The organism is Streptomyces sp. NPDC052042, assembly GCF_044548345.1.
Lineage (GTDB): Bacteria > Actinomycetota > Actinomycetes > Streptomycetales > Streptomycetaceae > Streptomyces.
The window spans coordinates 1-17,928 of sequence record NZ_JBIUBU010000027.1 but is presented as its reverse complement, the minus strand read 5'-3'; the positions used below and the strand labels follow the sequence as shown (position 1 = coordinate 17,928).

Here is a 17,928-nt window from a genome sequence, read left to right as displayed (position 1 = left end):
CTAGCCCGCCTTCAGGGGTGTGTGGATGTCGTCCGCGAGCCAGCCCGATATCAGGTCGGCCGTCTCCTTCGTGCGCTGCACGAGCACCGAGTGCCCTTGATCGGGCAGGACGACGGTGCGGCAGTGCGCGAGGGTGGCGGCCAAACGGCCGGCCTGGCCCGAGAGTTCGGAGTCGGCGCCGTACAGGGCGAAGACGGGGCAGCGGATGTCGGCGAGTCCGTCGCCCAGGAGACGGCTGCGCGGGAGGTCCTCCCTCAGCGTGGTGCTCTCCAGGATCCGTCCGGCGAGCTGGAAGGGGCGCGGGTTGCGCTGGGGGTCCGTGGCGAGCCAGGTGCGCACGTCCTCGACCAACAGGCCGCCTTCTTCGCCGGTGAGGCCCGCGGCCATCTTCTCGGCCCACGACTTCATCGGCGGCTCGGACTCGATCGCGATGACGGACCGGACGCGGTCGGGCCGGGCAGCGGCGAGCCCGTAGGCGATGACGCCGCCGAAGGAGTTGCCCACGACGTGCGCCGGGCGGTCCTCCCCGAGTGCGTCGAGGAGTTCGTCCAGGTCCGAGACGAAGTCCTCCAGGCGGTAGCCCGCAGCAGGCCGACTGGTCCGTCCGTGCCCGCGCAGGTCGTACATGAGGACGTCCATGCCGCTCTCGGCGAAGGCGGGGCCGAGCGAGAAGTAGTAACTCGCCAGGCTGTCGATGAGCAGACCGTGGATCAGCACCACGAGGGGCGGCGGGCTCCCGGCCGGGGAACCGACCGCGGACATGCGCTGTATGTGGACGTCGAGTTCACCGACGCGGATCTTCGCCATGCTCAGACCGCCTCGGCCTCGGCCGGGAGGGAGGCCACGACGTGAAGCACCAGGTCGCCCACGGTCAGAGCGATGATCTCTTCGAGTCCGCGGTCCGCGATGAATGCGGCGAAGTTGACAGTGTCGCCGTAGTGTTCGCGCAGCGCCGCAGAGAGCGTGACGAGGTCGATGCTCTCCATTTCGAGGTCGTCGTGGAACCGGGTGTCCATGGTGATCGCGGTGTCTGTGAGCTCGTACTCGCAGAGCACCTCCCGCAGCATGCCGGTCACTTCCTCCAGCACGGCCGCTTCGAGCGGAGTGGGCGGTACGGCGCGGTGGTCTTCAGCAGTCATCGTCGCTCTCCTCATCGTGGGCGGTCGTCCAACCGACGACGTAGTTCCTGGGGGGCAGTCCGGGTGGGCTGCCGACCGTCCGGTGATGGACGTGGTAGGTGCCACCGCCGGTGAGGACGGTCAGTGCCGTACCGGTGGCGGCCTTGATCTCGAAGCGCTTCGGGGCTCCGGCCAGGCCCGTGCCGAGCGCCTTGCCGACAGCCTCCTTGGCGGTCCAGAAGCGGGTGAACCACAGGGCCTCGGGTTCGCCGGTGTCGCGGACCAGTGAAGCGATGAGGTCCCGCTCCCGGGCGCCGAGCGCCACCTCAAGGGTTCCGCCCGGACGGTCGATCACCTCTTCGATGTCGATTCCGCAGGGGTCGTTTCCGGCGATCGCGACCGCGGCCTCCGCCCGGTGCGCGAGGGAGACGTGGAGGTCGGGGAGGGTACGGCCGTACGCGCCGGTGACGTACGGGCGGCCGGACGGGTCGTTGACGACCCGTAGCTCGGAGGGGAAGATCCCGCCGCTCCCGGCGTCCCACAGTCGTCGGCGCACCGCGTCCTTGACCGCGATCCGGCCGAGCAGCCACTGGCGGCGGCCGCGGGGCGTGTGCTCTTCGTAGGCCGTCCGTTCCTCGCCCGCCAGCATGTTCCGCATGATCAGCTCGCGGGTGGCCAGGTCGGGCCAGCGTTCGTGGAGCAGGACCCAGCCGCCGGGTTGCGGCTCGGAAAGGGTGTGGTGTTCCGGTTCACGGTCCACCCGGCGGATGTGCGGGTCGCTGTCGAAGCGGCGGTCGCGCCAGCCTGCGAGTTCGGCCCAGACCCGGCCCTGTCGGACCAGTTGCATGTCGGCTTCGAGCGTGGTGTCGGTGACGGACACGATGCGGATCAGGCAGTCGAGCGGTTCGCCCGGCTCGGGGGGCGCGCCGTGGAAGCGGATCTCGCGCATGCCGACGGGGAAGACGGTGGTGCGGGTGGGGAGTTGGGCCATTATCCAGTAGCCGAGCAGCTGGCCGACGTTGTCCAGCAGGGCTCCCGGGGCGGGTGGGGTGGTGATGACTCCTCGGACGTGGGCGTCGCCGATCGCGGTCAGTTCGGTGACGCCCTGGAAGCGTGGGCCATGGAACATCCAGCGACGGGTGTACAGCTCACGGCCTGTCAGCTCGCAGGGGCGTTCCTTCGCCTTCGGCAAGGTCCAGGCGGTGGCCGGCCGGGGACCGTGTTCCCGGGCGAGTTCGACGGTGGCTCGGGCGTAGGGGCCGAGGGTGGCCGTCACCCGCGTGACGCCGGAGGGGTGCGGGGGCTCGGGGGTGATGTGGACGGGAACGTGCACCGCGGGGACGGCGTTGATCCACTGGTTGAGCCGGACGTCGTGGACAGCGACCGCGTGCAGGCCGGGAGCTGCCTGCTCGGCGAAGTCCATCATGTGCCCGATGATGGTGGTGCCGGGTACGACGGGCCAGCGGTCGGCGGGAGCGGCCTGCGGCGGTTGCTTGAAGAAGCAGTGGTCGAGCAGGTACGGCATGGTGTCGATCGAGACCCGCAGCGAGGTCCGCAGTTCGCGCGGGGCGGATGGTGGCGGGCCGGTGGAGGGTCCGTTCGGCCGGGGAGCGTCCGTGGAGGCCCGAGGCGCGGTGGATCGCGGGCCGCCGTTCCGGCGCGCGGTGAGGACGTCCGCCGCGAGCGCTGCGGTGTCGTCGAGCAGCGCGGAGAACTCGGCGGCCAGCGGATCCTCGGCGGCGAGGGCGGACGGCAGCGTGCCTTCGGTCACCCGGCGTGGCCGCGCCAGGGTCGCGCCGATCTCCGTGCGCGTGGGCTCGTCGAGGGAAATCAGCGCGCCGCCGAGGTCGAGCCGGACCGAGCGGTGCGCGGCCTCGCGCGCGGGAGCGGGGCAGAGCGCGGCCGTGTTCGGCCTCGCTCCGTCGGCCCACAACGCCGTGGCCACGCGCCGCAGTTGGGGAAGGCCGGAGCGGTGCGGGGAGTGGGCGGCGACCACGAGGTGGTCGGAGCCTCGCAGCGTGTCCGCGATCAGTGAGCCGACCTGCCCGGCTCCGAGTTGGACGAAGGCACGGAAACCGGCCGCGTGCATGGCCTCGATCATCTGACGGAAGCGGACCGGTTCCAGGAGGTGTCGTACGAACAGCTCCCGTATTTCTCGTGGTCGCGAGGGGTACTCCCGCGCTGTGGTGGCGGACCAGACGGGCAACCGCGCGGGTTGCAGCGTGTAGGTGTCCGCCGCCTTCCGTATCGGGTCCAGATAGGGCCGGAGCATGGGGGTGTGGAAGCCTGACCGGAACGGCAGGACCTGCGAGATCGCACCCCGTTCGCGGAAGAGTCCGACGAATGCTTCGACCGCGTCCGAAGGGCCGCAGACGATGGACTGGTGAGGGGCGTTGTCGTGCGAGAGGACGACCTGCGTCTGGCCGTCGAGGGCTTCCATGACGCGATCCGCGGGCGCACCGATCACCGCGAAGGCCAGTCCCGGCACGCGCAGGGCGTCCGGATCGAACGTGGCCAGGAAGGCATCGACCTCCTCTTGAGCGTGGATCCCGGCGGCGGCCATGGCGGTCCACTCGCCGAGGCTGTGTCCGGCGAGCGCGTCGGGCACGATGTCCATCCGCTCCAGTGCGGCGTGCAGGAGGCGGCCGAGTTGGAATACACCGGTGCCCTGACGGCCGATGTCGCCGACCGTGACGTCGGTACCGGAAAGCGACCACGGGAGGCCGAAGTGGCGTGCCACGTCGTCGCAGTTGGTGTCGAAGTCGGCTTCGAGGCCGGGAAAGACGAAGGCCAGACGGCCGTCGGCGTCACCCAGCAGCGGCTCCGGAACGAACCACAGGTCGTTCTTTCCTCGCCATGGTCGGCCCCGGTCGACCGCCTTGCGGGCCAGCGCCAGCCGTTTGGCCGTCGGGTCCACCACGCCGAGCCGGACCGGGCCGGCGGGTTCGGGTCCGGTCTCGTCCGAGGCGGTGGCGAGGAGGGTTGCGTCATCGCGGTCAAGCAGGCGGGCCAGTTCGGCGGGTGCTGCGGCTGCCAGCCGCAGCACCCGTTCGGGCTCGCGCACCACGGCCGCGGGTCCGCCGGTGACGGACGGAGCGGCGACGGAGGGCGGCTGTTCCAGGACGACGTGGGCGTTGATGCCGCCGAAGCCGAAGGCGTTGACCGCGGCACGGCGTACGGTGCCGTGGGTGTCGGTCACCCACGGCACCGCGGCGTCCACGGTGGTGAAGCGGGTGCGGGCGAGTGCCGGGTGCGGGTCGTCGCAGTGCAGGGTCGGCGGGAGGACGCCATGGTGCACGGCGAGTGCGGCCTTGATGAGCCCGGCGATCCCCGCGGCGGGCATGGTGTGGCCGATCATGGACTTCACTGAACCGATCACGCCGCGGGGCGCGTCGCCCGGCGGGCCGAAGACCGCGGCGACCGTCTCCAGCTCGGCGGTGTCGCCCGCCGGGGTGGCGGTGCCGTGGGCTTCGAGCAGCCCGACGGAACCGGGCTCGGCGGGGTCCCGGCCGGCACTGCGCCATGCCTCGCGGATCGCCTCGGCCTGGCCCGCGGAGTCCGGGCTGAACAGACTGCCGGTGCGGCCGTCGCCCGCGACTCCGGTGCCGGTGATCACGGCGTAGATCCGGTCGCCGTCGCGGTCGGCGTCGGCGAGCCGTTTGAGCACCACAATGCCGGTGCCCTCGCCGATGAGCACCCCGTCGGCGTCCCGGTGGAACGGCCGGACGCGCTCGCTCCGGGACAGGGCACCGAGTTGTGAGAACACGCTCCACAGCGTGATGTCGTGGCAGTGGTGGACTCCCCCGGCCAGGACGACGTCGCACCGGCCGCTCGCCAGCTCGCGGGTCGCGTGGTCGACCGCGATGAGCGAGGAGGCGCACGCGGCGTCCACCGTGTAGGCCGGCCCCCGCAGGTCCAGACGGTTGGCCAGCCGGGAGGCGGCCAGGTTGGGCACGAGTCCGATGGCCGACTCCGGTGCCTCGGGGCCCAGTTGATCGGTGAAGGCGCGGCGCACCTCGTCGAGGCGCTGTTCTCCGAGGTCCGGCAGGAGTTCGCGCAGCGTACGCACGAGCTGGCCGGCGGTGCGCACCCGCTGGTCGAGACGGACCAGGCCGGGGGTGAGGTATCCGCCGCGGCCCAGGATGACTCCGGTGCGGCGCCGGTCGGTGAAGAGCCGGTCGACGCCGCCCGCGTCGCGGACCGCCTGGGACGCCACCCGCAGTGCGATCAGTTGGTCGGGCTCGGTGGCCTGCACGGAGGCGGGCATGATCCCGAATGCGGTGACGTCGACGTGGGCGAGATCGTCGATGAAACCTCCGCGCCGGCAGTAGACGCGGTCAGCACGGCGTTCGGCGTCCGGGGCGTAGTACACGGCGTCCCAGCGGGCCGCGGGGACGTCGGTGATCGCGTCGACTCCGTGGACGAGGTTGTGCCAGTACGTGTCGAGGTCGGGCGCTCCTGGGAAGAGCGCGGCCATACCGACGATGGCGATCGGGCAGGCCCTGGCCATCGCGGGGGTCACCACCCCGAGGCGGTGTAGACGACGGCGGCGCTCTCCTGCGGGCCCCACGCAAGTTCGCGCAGCAGGCTCATGGCGCCCTCGTCGGGATCGATGAGGCGGATGCCGCGTGCCGCGTAGGTGCGCATCAGTTCCGGCGTGACCATGCCGTTGTTGGTGCCGGTGGGCGCCCACGGGCCCCAGTGGACGGTCAGTCCGCGGCGGTCGTTCCGCTCACCCCAGGCGCGTCCGATGGCTTCGAGGGCGTCGTTGGCCGCGGCGTAGTCGGTCTGGCCGCGGTTGCCCAGGGTGGCCGCGATGCTGCCGAACAGCACTGCGAGGCGGGGGCCGTGCGGGAGTTCGTCGACGGCGTCGAGCAGAGTCCTGGCGCCGTCGGTCTTGGTGCCGAAGACCCGGTGGAAGGACTCCGGGGACTTCTCGGCGAACAGCTTGTCCTCGATCACACCGGCCGCGTAGACGACGGCGTCGAGTCTGCCGTGTTCGGCGTGCACGTCCTTCACCGCGCGATACACGGCCTCGTTGTCGAGCACATCCACGCAGTGGTAGCGCACACGGCTGCCCAGCCGGGTGAGTCGGTCGACGGTGTCGCGGACCTCTTGCTCGGCCTGGATCTTTCCGATCTCCCGTTCGACCTGAGCCGGGGATCTCATGCCGCCCGCGATCAGCTCGGCTCGCAGCTCGGTTTCAGTGGTGGCAGCCGTCGCGGGGGTTTCGTCCAGGACGGGCAGCGGCGTGCGGCCGAAGAGCTCCAGGCGGCAGCGGGCAGCGGTGGCGAGCACGGTGGCGAACCTGGCAGTGATGCCACGCGCCCCGCCGACGAGGAGTACCACCGACTCGTCGTCGAGTCCGAGCGCCGCAGCCTCGGCGGCACCGTCGTCGGAGGGGCCGGCTCCGGCGCTGCCCAGGACGCCGCGGTCGGTCTCGGTCATCCGCAGTCCACGCCGGGTGTTCCCCGTGCGCAGCACGACCGGCTCGCGGTCGGTGGAGGTCAGCTCCGCGACGATCGCGTCGGCCGCGACGGACGGGTCTGCGCCGGCAGGCTGTTCGATGACGCGGGCGATGGTCTGCGGGTACTCCCTGGACAGTGAGCGGAACAGTCCGCGCAGGCCCTCGGAGGCACCGGCGACCAGCAGCCGGCGCGGCCCGGCGGCCAGGGCGGACTGGTAGAGCGGGACGGCGCCGGGCAGCACCGGCTCGTGGGCCGGACCGCCGTCCGGGGAGGCGAGGTGGATCAGGCCGTCGAAGCGGTCGCCCTCAGGGATTCCGGTGGCGGTGACGGTTCGGGCGCCGCAGGATTCGAGCCGCTCGGCGACGGCCACCGCGAGCGGGCCTTCGCCGATGACCAGGAAGGTCCGTCCGGCGAGTTCGGAGGGCTTCAGGGGGGCGGGCGCGAGGTTGTATTCCGCCATCACCAGCCGTTTGGGGGCCGTGACGACTGCTGCGGCGTCAGTGGATGGTGCGGCCGGTTCTGTCGCGGCGGGCTCGGGGGCGGGGGGCTCGGGCGGTGGAGTGCCGTCCTGCCGTGCGGCTACGACCAGTTCGGCGATGCCCGTCGCAGTGCGCGCCCTGGTCAGCTCTTCCGTGGCGGCATCGTCGGTGGTGGGCAACCGGAGCCGTCGAGCGAGCTGGCCGACGATCTCGGCGCGCTTGATGGAGTCGACACTCAGGTCGGCCTCCAGATCCAGCTCGGGTTCGATCATGTCGGCCGGATAGCCGGTTCGTTCACCTATCACGTCCAGGACGGCCGCGAGGACCGTATCCGTGGTCAGCTCGGTCGGCGCCGGGTCCGGTGCGGGCTGCGGCGCGGTGGGCTCCGGGACCGCCTCGTCGGCGGGTGCCGCAGTCGCGGGGAGAATCGCCCCGTTCAGCTCACGGGGTGCGTACTCCACGGGCTCCGGTCCGGTCCGGACACCGGGTTCGGCGCCGAGGTAGCTCAGCAGAACGTCGCGCTGAGCGGCTATCATCTCCCGGCTGGTGCGCAGGAATTCACTGATGAGGGCATCGCCGCCGGTCCCCGACGCGCCCTGGGCGGGTTCGGTGCGGAGCACCATTCCATGCTCTCCGTCCCTGCCGGAACGAGTGGTCACAAGTGCCTCCGGGATGCGCTGGGCGGGATGCAGGGCTGCGGCTGGGATGGCGCCGTCGGAGGTGCGGACGAGATGGCCGTCGATGGTCCAGCCCGCGCGCCTGCGGCGGGGGGCCTGGACCGCATCGACGGCGTCGCGGCCCTCGAACAGCCACCCGGTGCGTACGTCGGCCCCGGCGACGGCGAGTTCGGCGAGCGCGGTGAGGAATCCGGTCAGGCCCGTGCCGCGCCGGGCCTCCAGGGTGACGGTGCGGTGCGGGCGGTCGCCGAGGATTTCGGTGACCTGCCGGGTCAGCACCGCCCCGGGTCCCGCTTCGACGAAGATTCGGGCACCCGCCTCATACATGCCCTCGATCTGCTCGACGAAGCGCACCGGCGATCCGATCTGGGCGGCCAGTTCGGCGCGTATCGCCTCGGGGGCGGTGGGATAGACCGCGGCAGTGCGGTTGGACCACACCCGGATGGACGGTGTCTCCAGCGGTACCGAGGCCAGCGTCGCCGCGAAGGTGCCGCCGGCGGCGGCGACCAGGGTGCTGTGGAAGGCGCAGGCCACGGCGATCCGTTTCGCCTTCAGCCCCTGTGCGCGCAGCCGCTCCACGGCTGTCCCCACATCGTCGGTGGGGCCTGATATCACCGTCTGGCGGGGTGAGTTGTGGTTGGCGACGACGACGGAATCGGCTACGCCCGCCTTCTCCAGGGCGGCAGCGGTCTCCGGTGCCGAGGCGGTGACCGCGGCCATGGTGCCGGGGTCGTCGCCGCAGGCGGCGAGGACGGATTCGGCACGCGCCCTGCTGCACCACAGCAGTTCCTCGGGGCCGAGGACGCCGGCCGCGGCGAGGGCGGCGAGTTCGCCGTAGCTGTGTCCGGCCGCCATCGCAGGGCGGACACCGACACGGCCGAGCAGATGGTGGGCGGCGAGTCCCGTGATGCCGAGGGCCGGCTGGGCGACACGGGTGTCGGTGACACGCTCGGCCCGGGCCTGGCGTCCGGCCTCGTCGAAGCAGGCGGGTGGGAAGAGGGCCGCTGCGACGGACTCGTCGAGGCGGAGGAAGCGCTGGAGTTCGGGGAAGGAGACGAACAGCTCGGCGAGCATGCCGGGTCGCTGGCTGCCCTGCCCGGGGAAGAGGAAGGCGATCTCGCCCGGCTCGGTACCGTCCGCGAGGTGGATGCCGTCGTCGGGAGCGTGTTCGCCGTCGACGGCCCGGCGAAGCGCTGCCGTCAGCTCCGGTACGGAGGAGGCGAGTACGGCGATGTGGGTGGGCAGGCCGCGTGCGGCCGCGAGGTCGGCGCGCCGGGAGGCGGCCAGGGCGAGGTCCCGCAGGCGTGGCGACCGGTGCGCGGTGTGGTCGGACGCGGCGAGAGCAAGAAGTTCGCGGGCGGTCTTGACGGCGGCTTCTCGGTCGGCGCCGCGGAAGGTGAACAGTTCGGCGGGCCACTCGTCGCGGGCGTGGGTGGGTGGGGCGCCGTCGCCGTGGGCGCGCAGAACGACGTGGAAATTGGTTCCGCCGAAGCCGAAGGCGCTGACACCAGCGACACGTTCGGTGGGCGGCGCGGGCCAGGGCCTGGCCCGGGTGTGGAAGGCGAAGGGGCTGGTGTGTTCGTCCCAGGCCGGGTTCGGCTGTCGCAGGTGCAGCGTCGGGGGCTTGACACCGTGATGCAGGGCGAGCGTGGTTTTGACCAGTCCGGCGAGGCCCGCCGCACACTTGGTGTGGCCGATCTGGGACTTCACCGAGCCGAGGGCACAGCCGCCGGCGTTTGCTCCGGCCTCGGTGAAGACCGCGGTAAGGGCGCTCAGTTCGGTGCGGTCGCCGACGACGGTGCCAGTGCCGTGAGCCTCGACCACGCCGACCTCGGCCGGTGAGATCCCGGCGTTCCGGTAGGCCCGCGTGAGTGCCCTGCGCTGACCGTCCGCGCGCGGCGCGGTGAGGCCGAGGGCCCGGCCGTCGCTGGAGCTGCCGACGCCCTTGACGACGGCATAGACCCGGTCGCCGTCCCGTTCGGCGTCGGCAAGTCGCTTGAGGACCACACAGGCCACGCCCTCGCCGAGTGCGATGCCGTCGCCGGAACGGTCGAAGGGCGCGGAACGGCCGGAGGGGGACAGGGCGTGCGCTGAGGCGAAGAGCAGGTAGTCGTTGATGCCGTTGTGCAGGTCGGCGCCGCCGCACAGCACCATGTCGCTGGTCCCGAGCGTCAGTTCCTTGCAGGCCACGTCGACCGCGGCGAGGGAGGAGGCGCAGGCGGCGTCGACCGTGTAGTTGGCCCCTCCGAGGTCGAGGCGGTTGGCGATCCGCCCGGCGATGACGTTGGCGAGGACGCCGGGGAAGGAGTCCTCGGTCAGGCGTGGCAGCTGGGCGTCCAGCTCCGGTGGGAGCTGTCCGACGTAGGCAGGCAGGACCGTCCGGAGCGTCATGGTGTTCGACAGGTCGCTTCCTGCCTCGGCCCCGAACACGACGGAGGCACGGTCCCGTCGAAAGGGACGGTCGGCGTAACCGGCGTCGGCGAGCGCGCGTCGCGCCACGTCGAGGGCCAGCAGTTGGACCGGTTCGATGCTCGGTAAGGATGCGGGCGGGATGCCGTAGTCCAGGGGTTCGAAGGGGATCTCGGGCAGGAAGCCACCCCAGCGCGAGGGGGTGTGTTCTCCTGCCCCGTCCTCGGCGTAGTAGAGGGAGGGGTCCCAGCGCGAGGTGGGCACCTCGGTGATGGCATCGGTGCCGGACAGCACGTTCCCCCAGAAGGACTCCAGGTCGGGCGCCTCGGGGAACACGCAGGCCATCCCTACGATGGCGATGTCCAGTGGTTCGGGTGCCGCGGGCGGCTCGTCCGCCCCGGTATCGAGTTCGGCCCTGCGCCGGCCGAGAAAGGTCTGCGCTCCGGTGGTCACCGCGCTGTGCAGCGCGGCGACGGTGGTGACCTCCGACCGGAGGACGGCGACCTGCCCGGCCATGAACATGCCCTCGGAGCGCTGCCGGTCCTCGTCGACCTCGCGCAGTTCGTCACCGACACGTTCGATGCCCTTGCTCGCCAGCCTCAGTCGGCCGACGTTGAGTTGTTCCAGACGCTCCCATGCCTCGCGGCTGGGCACGTCACTGGCCCGCAGCTGTTCCTTGCGGGCCGCGAACTCGTCCGTGAAGGGGCTGCTGACACAGCGAGTGGCATGACCGGGTGCGGTTTCCAGCAGTTCGGTGCGTTCGGCGTCGACCATCTGCTGCTGGAAGAGCGGCTGCACCGCGCCTGCCGCCACGGCCTCCTCCGTGAAGAGGTAGGCGGTACCCATGAGGACTCCGATCGCGGCACCCCGCGCGGCCAAGGGGGCGGCCATGGCGGCGACCATGGCGGCGGACCGCTCGTCGTGCACGCCGCCGGCGAACAGCAGCTGGAGTTCTGCGGCGGCGTCCTTCCCGGCAGCTGCGAGGAAGTCGTCCACCACGTCGAGCTGCGCCTGCCACAGCGGAAAACTGGCCCGGGGCCCGACGTGGCCACCGCACTCGGAGCCTTCGAAGACGAACTTGCGTGCACCGGATTCGAGGAACTGGCCCAGCAGCCCGGGCGAAGGCACGTGCAGGAAGGTCGATATGCCGGCTTCTTCGAGAGCCGCGGCCTGCGCGGGACGTCCACCGGCGATGATCGCGTGCGAGGGACGGACCTCCCGGATGACCTCCAGCTGCGCCTCCTTGATGTCCTCGTCGGCGAAACCGAGGACTCCGACACCCCAAGGCTCCTTGCCCAGGGTGCTGCGGGTCTCCTCCAGCAGCGCGCGCGTCCGCTGCCCGTCGGACACGGCGAGCGCGACGAACGGCAAGGCGCCCTCGGCGGCCACGGAGGCGGCGAACGCGGCTTGGTCGCTCACCCGTGTCATCGGCCCCTGAAAAACCGGGAGCGGAGTGCCGAAAGCACGGCTGCCCGTGCTGTCCGGCCCGAGTACGGGCACCTCCTCGGCGAGCGTGTCGCTCACCGCCTGGCGTATGCCGCGTATCGCTGCGCCCAGCGTGCCCCAGCGCTGTTGGAAACGGACCGCCAGGAACGCGTCCTGGCCGATCTCCAGGGGGGCGGCGATGCCGTCCCGACCGGGGATACGTCGTCGCAGCACGCGCAGGCCGTCCTCGACCACGGTCTCCGAGCCGTCGAGTCCGACGAGCGCGCTGGTGACCTCCGCGGGGAGTTCCGCCTCTGCGAGCAGCGCGGTCTGGGTGTCGAGGACCACACCGGAGGCGCCACCGGCGACCGCTGCCGCCGCAGTGTGCGCGCCGACTCCGCCGCAGGCCCACACCGGCAGCCGGTGGGACGCGTCCGCGAGCAGTTGCTGCAGCAGCACGAACGTGCTCAGCTCGCCCACCCGGCCGCCGGCTTCATGGCCGCGGGCGATCAGTCCGCGTGCCCCGGCCGCCGCGGCGGCGCGCGCCTGAGCGCCGGAGGTCACTTCGGCCAGCACGCGACGCCCGGGGAAGTCGGCAGCGTTCACTGTCGCCCCGGCGACGAGGACCACGGTGTGGGCACAGGCAGGAAGGTCCGACGCGGGGATGCCGTTCCCTTCTCCGAGTCGTACGCCGAACCCGCCGCGCGCCCACTCGGTGGCCAGGCCCAACTGCTCACGAGCGGACCGCGCATCGCCCGTCAGGTCGAGTACTCCCAGTCCGCCCGCGCGCGCGGCGGCCGCGGTGAACCGTGCCGACGCGACACCGAACGGATGCACTGCGAGGACGACGTCCGCCGTCGTGGACATGCCACCATCAGTGCCGACACCAGGCGTGCACATGAAAATCTCCAGGGGGCGAGGAGGCGCGCGAGATCGAATGTCCAGGAACGACGCCAGTCACTCTCTTTGCGAGACGCATAAAAACACGCAGGTCTGAATCGACCTCGAAAGAAGAGCGAACTGCCGACGAATCAAGCGCCTCGGGGAGGGTGGGGGGTAAGGCGTTCGAGAGCGGGCAGACGAGATCGTACTACGGAGTACGGCAATCCACTCCACCTCTTCGGTTACAGCTTGACATCGACGGATCGAATTATCACGACCCACCGAGCAAACAACACCCATTGACACGAGTCGACCCGATCCTGAAACGAATTAAGCAACAAAATTTCCGAAATCGCCTGAACATACCCTTACGAATGCACATGCTTGGTCCGCGTGAATACGAACTCATCGCATATGACAACAGCACCCCGCAAGCGCGGGCTCGACGCCTGACTCCCGACGCGCCACGGACGCCCTACAGGGTCTGTTTGATGTTGCGATCAATCTTGCCGATCCGGATCGGCCGGGAGGGGGGATCCGGTAGGAACAAGGGTTGTGACACGCAGGCAGCTCACTGATGATCATTGGAAGTTGATCGAGCCGTATCTGCCGATCGGCGAGTACGGCCCGTACCCCGAGCGGCTGCGGGATCAGTTCGAGGGGGTTATCTGGCGATTCCGCTCCGGTGCCCAGTGGCGCGAGATGCCGAGCGAGTTCGGGCCCTGGGCCACCGTCTACGGACGCTTCCGGGTCTGGCGGAACGCCGGCGTCTTCACCGCCCTTCTGGACGGCCTGCTCTCCGAGGCCGCCCGGTAGGGGAAGGTGGACTTGCCCCTGGTCGGCGTGGACTCCACGACCGTCCGCGGCCACCACGACGCCGCCGGGATGTGCGTCGACAAGGAGGTCATGGACGCCTTGGAGGAAGCCGTGGCAGAGCAGGAACAGGCCCGGCAAAAGGGGGCGGCGAGACGGGACAGAACGGGCAAGGAGAGGGAAGCGACCCCGGGCGGGAAGAGCGGAGACGTGTCCGGCGACGGCGCAGGCTCCGCCTGAAGGAAGCCCTGCTCGGCAGGTCCCGCGGTGGACTGACCAGCAAGATTCATCTCGCAGCCGACCAAGGCGTCGGTCGCTGTCGTTCGTCCTGACTGCCGTGCAGGCCGCAGACAGCCCTCAGTTCATCCCCGTGCTGAAGAGGATCCGCGTCCGCATGCCGGTCGGCCGACCCCGCACCCGGCCGGGGGTCGTCGCGGCAGACAGGGCCTACTCGTCCCGCGGTAACCGCTCTTACCTGCGTAAACGCAGCATCAAAGCGGTGATCCCGGAGAAGAAGGACCAGGCGGGCCAACCGCAAGAAGAGGGGCAGCCGGGGAGGCGGGCCTGTGAGTTACGACGCGGCCCTCTATAAGGAGCGGAACACGTCGAGCGCTTGATCAACCGACTGAAGGACTGGCGCGGCATCGCCATGCGCTTCGACAAGATGCCCGAGAGCTGCCTCGCCGGCCCCGAACTCCGCGCCTCGGTGATCTGGCTCGAAGACCTCTTACAAACAGTCGATTGATCATGGCATCACACAGACCCTAGGTGCGGGAATCCATCAACCCCGCCCAACGCACCCATATCGGTGAAGGCAGAGGCGGCGCGACTATTTGATTTGTGGATCACCGGTCCTGCCCGACGGAAGCCGAGAGTCGGAAAACCGCCATCCCCGACTGATCGAACAACCCTCGGCATTTCGTATTGACGCGTACACGCCAGCCGGGATACGGTCCCTCCGCCGAATTGGCGCACCCCCCACGAAAATGGCTTCCACTTCGGCTGATTTGAGGTGGGAGCCAGAAGGAGACATTTCAATGTCCAGCCTGCCCAAAAAGTCGAGATCAAGGTTACCCAAGTCATTCACGCGCGCGGCGATCGGCCTGGCGGCGGCGGTTCTGCTCACGGGGAACGTGACTGTGGGAGTCGCTTCCGCAGATGCCGCCGACGCTCCCCGTCACCACGCGAACGCCGAACTCCTCGACTCCCGCTGCGCCGTTCCGGCAGACCGTGACCCGGACATCACCGGGACCGTGTACCGGACAGCGGTCGAGCGCGGCGTCACCGACAAGGTGCTGCTCGCCGCGTTCGAGACGGGCTGGGTGGAGTCCCACATGAACAATCTGGACTGTGGCGACCGCGACTCGCTCGGCGTCTTCCAGCAGCGCCCGAGTCAGGGCTGGGGCACCCCCGAAGAGTGCATGGACCCGGTGCACGCCACCAACGCCTTCCTGGATCAGGCCATTCCGAACGATGCCGACAACCCCGGCTTCACAGCAGGCGAACTGGCACAGAGCGTGCAGCGATCGGCGTTCCCGGACCGGTACGACGAGAGCGAGACCGAAGCCCTCGCCCTGATCGCGGAAGTTCAGGGCTGACGCTCCTCAAGTGCTCCGACCGGTCGGAGCCCTGCGTCGGCCGGGGGTTCGGGCCGCGTGGACGGCTCGGCGCCCCGGGGAGGCAGCTCCGGCTCACCCCCGTTCACCACACTGCACCGACGCTCCGCCTGCTCCGGCAGGTCCTCCAGCAACCTCACACACTCCAGGAGTGAAACATGCGCTCGTCAAGAGCTCGCAGGTGCCTCGCGTCGCTCTCCCTCGCGGTGGCTGCCGTCTGCCTCGCGGTCCCGGGTGCGTACGCCGCCGACGTCGAGCCGATAGCCGACGGCAAGTACGTGGCGCTCGGCGACTCGTACGCCGTCGCGCCCGGCACACGCGAATACGACAACCCTGACGACCCGTGTCGCCGCGGCCCGTCGACATACCCGCGGCTGTGGGCCCAACAGCACCCCTCGTACTCCTTCGTCGAGGCGTCGTGCTCCGGCGCGACCACTGCGGAGCTGACAAGCCAACAGGTACCGCAGCTCACCGCGGACACCACACTGGTGACGGTGCACGTGGGCGGCAACGACGTCGGCTTCGTCGAGGTGTTGAAGAACTGCATCCTCACCATCGACGACAAGGACTGCATTGCCGGAGTGGAGGCCGCGAAGGCCGCCGCGACCAGCAGTCTGCCAGGCGCTCTGGCGAGCACGTACGCGGCGATTCGGGCAAAGGCCCCGAACGCCAAGGTCGTGGTCGTGGGCTACCCCCGGCTTTACACGATCGGCGGCACTTGCGGCATTCTCGGGCTGAGCGACCGCGAGCGGGCGGCACTCAATTCGGGGTCGGACACCCTCGACTCGGTTCTGGCAGCCGAAGCAGGAAAGGCCGGGTTCACCTTCCTTGACCCGCGTACCGCGTTCGACCCGCACACCATCTGCTCCAAGGGGCAGGCCTGGGTCACAAGCCTGGAGTGGAACAAGATCAACGAGTCCTATCACCCCAACAAGGCCGGTCACAGCGAGGGGTACCTGCCCTTGCTGAACGCGATCACTGGCTGATCGCGGCAGGCAGTCCGGCGGTCCCGAACGCCCCGTGGCGTTCGGGGAGCCGGCGGGCCTGTTCGCCTCCGGCCGCCGCGCGCCCTCCGCGTACCGCCAGGAGACCGTGCACCTGCGCGACGACGACGGCCTGATCGAGGAGGTGAAGAGCCTCAGCGGCACCGACACCCGGCTGCTCGGCGACGAGGAGGTGCTGCGGATGGTCCTCCCGGCCATCCGGGCCGACTACCGGGCCGCGGAGACCTATGTGCCAGAGCCGGGGGAGCGGCTGCGCTGCCCCGTGCTGGCCATGGTCGGCACCGAGGATCCGAAGGTGACCGTCGCCGAGGCCGCCGCCTGGGCAGAGCACACCGAAGGCCCCTTCGACCTGCGGGTGTTCTCCCCGGGCCACTTCTACCTGGTGCGCGACCATGCCGAACCTCCGCCAACTGCGGCCGCGACAAAGGAGGAACAGACGAACCGGAGACAACAGAAGGAGGCTGGTACGACACGTCAACAGAGTCCCACCCGAGACCCACCACACCCACAGAACCAACGAAAAGTTCGGTAGGACGGAAGGTGGGCCCTGCGTACCCGCGCGGAGACGACCGTACGCCGCGGCGCCGTCGTTGCGGCTCGTGGACGAACCGGTGCGCAGGCACACCGCCACCGTACGCAGCATCGCCAATTGCCGGTCTCGTTCGGCGGATAGGGTCGAAGAACCATGGACTACGAACCGATCGACCGGAAACCCGGAGAATTCCAGCAGCCGCTGACCGCGACCGAAATCGCGGCCGTCACCCGTGCGGCCTTCGGCGAGGGCACGGCCGTGCGGTCGGCAGCTGAACTCGCGGGTGGCTACTACAACAACACCTACAGGATTGACCTGGGCGGTGACCGGCCGGTGGTGCTGCGCGTCGCGCCGAAACCGGGCCGCCAGGCGAAGGCCGACCCGGAAATGATGCGCAACGAGCACGCCAGCGTCCCGCACCTGGCGCCGGTGGCGGACCTGCTGCCGCGCACCCTCACGATCGATTTCACCCACCAGGTGATCGGCCGCGACTACATGTTCCAGACCTTCTTGGCCGGCGTGCCCGCCGCAAAGGTGCTCGCGACGTACCCGGAGCCCGTGCGCGACGCGTTCTTCCGCCAACTGGGCGACATCACACGCACCGTGCACAGCGTGCGGGGACCGGGTTTCGGCCGAGTCGCCGGCCCGGTGCACGAGCGGTGGAGTGACGCGTTGTTCACCTGGTTCGACCGCGCAGCGGCAGACCTCACCGACGCCGGGCTCGACGCGGGTGACGTCACGAGGCTGGTCGAAGTGGCCGACCGTGACCGCGCCGTGCTCGACGAGATCGCCGAACCCCGCTTGCTGCACGGGGATCTCTGGGTCGGCAACACGATGCTGGCCGAAGGCGCGCCGCAACCGTTGATCACGGGCGTTTTTGACTGCGACCGGACCTGGTGGGGCGACCCGGAGGCGGACTGGCCGATCTACCTGGCGCTGCGCAAGCCGGGCACCGAACGCGACGCCTTCTGGGAAAGCTACGGCCAGGTGGGCCGGACCGAAAGCGCCCGGTGGCGCGCGCTGGTCTACGAGGCGAAGCACGCCACCGCGCTGCTGCTCGAATTCCACCGATTCGGCATGGACGGCGAGCTGGCCAAGACCTACGGCGAGATCCGCGATCTCACCACCCGATTGGCCACCCGCTAGTGCCGTATCAGGCACCGCTTGCCCTGTGGTCGACCTCGCATGGGCGTTTGTGGGCGGCGTTCTTGTTCCACCAGATGATGTAGCGGCGGATCATGCTTCCCTGTTCCTCGTGGCTGGTGTGGTCGGTGCCGTCGAGGATGAAGTAGCGCAGGGCGGTGAACTGGGCTTCGATCCGGTTGAGCCAGGTACTTACTGACTTCGGCGTGTCAGGGTGATGTTGGGGTGTCGAGGGTCAGGCCGGTACCGGCTATGAAGCCGTCGAGAGTGTCGGGCCGGTATTGGAGGCGTTTGAGTCGGTTGCGGACGAGGGTCTCGAGTCGTTCGAGGGCGACGACGGCGAGGCTGGCCAGGCTGCGCTT

At 70.1% G+C, this 17,928-nt stretch carries 7 protein-coding genes and 4 pseudogenes; 5 read left to right on the top strand and 6 right to left on the bottom strand.

All coding sequences use genetic code 11. From position 1 onward, the window contains the following. The 4 genes from ACIHCL_RS30740 to ACIHCL_RS30725 are packed head-to-tail and all read right to left on the bottom strand — an operon-like array spanning window position 1 to window position 12,443. The gene (locus ACIHCL_RS30740; RefSeq protein WP_399867085.1) at window positions 1–807 is read right to left on the bottom strand and encodes an alpha/beta fold hydrolase; all 807 of its coding nucleotides are present in this window, start codon (window positions 805–807) and stop codon (window positions 1–3) included. Window positions 808–809: 2 nt separating this feature from the next. Next, window positions 810–1,139 carry an acyl carrier protein gene (locus ACIHCL_RS30735; protein WP_399867084.1) on the bottom strand — a complete coding sequence of 110 codons (330 nt, stop codon included), beginning with the start codon at window positions 1,137–1,139 and terminating at the stop codon, window positions 810–812. Beyond that, on the bottom strand, window positions 1,129–5,628 hold the full coding sequence (locus tag ACIHCL_RS30730) for a beta-ketoacyl synthase N-terminal-like domain-containing protein (RefSeq protein ID WP_399867172.1): 4,500 nt from the start codon (window positions 5,626–5,628) through the stop codon (window positions 1,129–1,131). The genes ACIHCL_RS30735 and ACIHCL_RS30730 overlap by 11 nt, the downstream gene beginning before the upstream one ends. Before the next feature lie 8 nt (window positions 5,629–5,636). Continuing rightward, window positions 5,637–12,443: an SDR family oxidoreductase gene (locus tag ACIHCL_RS30725; protein ID WP_399867082.1), complete on the bottom strand. Its 6,807-nt coding sequence runs from the start codon at window positions 12,441–12,443 to the stop codon at window positions 5,637–5,639. Between the two features lie 570 nt (window positions 12,444–13,013). On the opposite strand from ACIHCL_RS30725, the pseudogene ACIHCL_RS30720 reads away from it, so the two are divergent. The 5 genes and pseudogenes from ACIHCL_RS30720 (at window position 13,014) to ACIHCL_RS30700 (ending at window position 17,569) form a co-directional block, all read left to right on the top strand. Continuing rightward, window positions 13,014–14,016: pseudogene (locus tag ACIHCL_RS30720) on the top strand (IS5 family transposase). Between the two features lie 292 nt (window positions 14,017–14,308). Then, window positions 14,309–14,869: a hypothetical protein gene (locus tag ACIHCL_RS30715; protein ID WP_399867080.1), complete on the top strand. Its 561-nt coding sequence runs from the start codon at window positions 14,309–14,311 to the stop codon at window positions 14,867–14,869. A 176-nt stretch (window positions 14,870–15,045) separates the two neighbouring features. Beyond that, window positions 15,046–15,873, top strand: coding sequence for an SGNH/GDSL hydrolase family protein (locus tag ACIHCL_RS30710; RefSeq protein WP_399867079.1), 828 nt, complete (start codon window positions 15,046–15,048; stop codon window positions 15,871–15,873). 49 nt (window positions 15,874–15,922) lie between these two features. Next, window positions 15,923–16,291, top strand: a pseudogene (locus ACIHCL_RS30705) (thioesterase II family protein); the annotation flags it as partial. A gap of 285 nt (window positions 16,292–16,576) precedes the next feature. Further along, a complete protein-coding gene (locus tag ACIHCL_RS30700; protein WP_399867077.1) occupies window positions 16,577–17,569 on the top strand; it encodes a phosphotransferase family protein in 993 nt (330 codons plus the stop codon). Window positions 17,570–17,576: 7 nt separating this feature from the next. On the opposite strand, the pseudogene ACIHCL_RS30695 reads toward ACIHCL_RS30700, so the two are convergent. Both ACIHCL_RS30695 and ACIHCL_RS30690 read right to left on the bottom strand, forming a co-directional pair. Further along, window positions 17,577–17,759, bottom strand: a pseudogene (locus ACIHCL_RS30695) (transposase); the annotation flags it as partial. 16 nt (window positions 17,760–17,775) lie between these two features. Beyond that, a pseudogene (locus ACIHCL_RS30690) lies at window positions 17,776–17,928 on the bottom strand (IS630 family transposase); the annotation flags it as partial.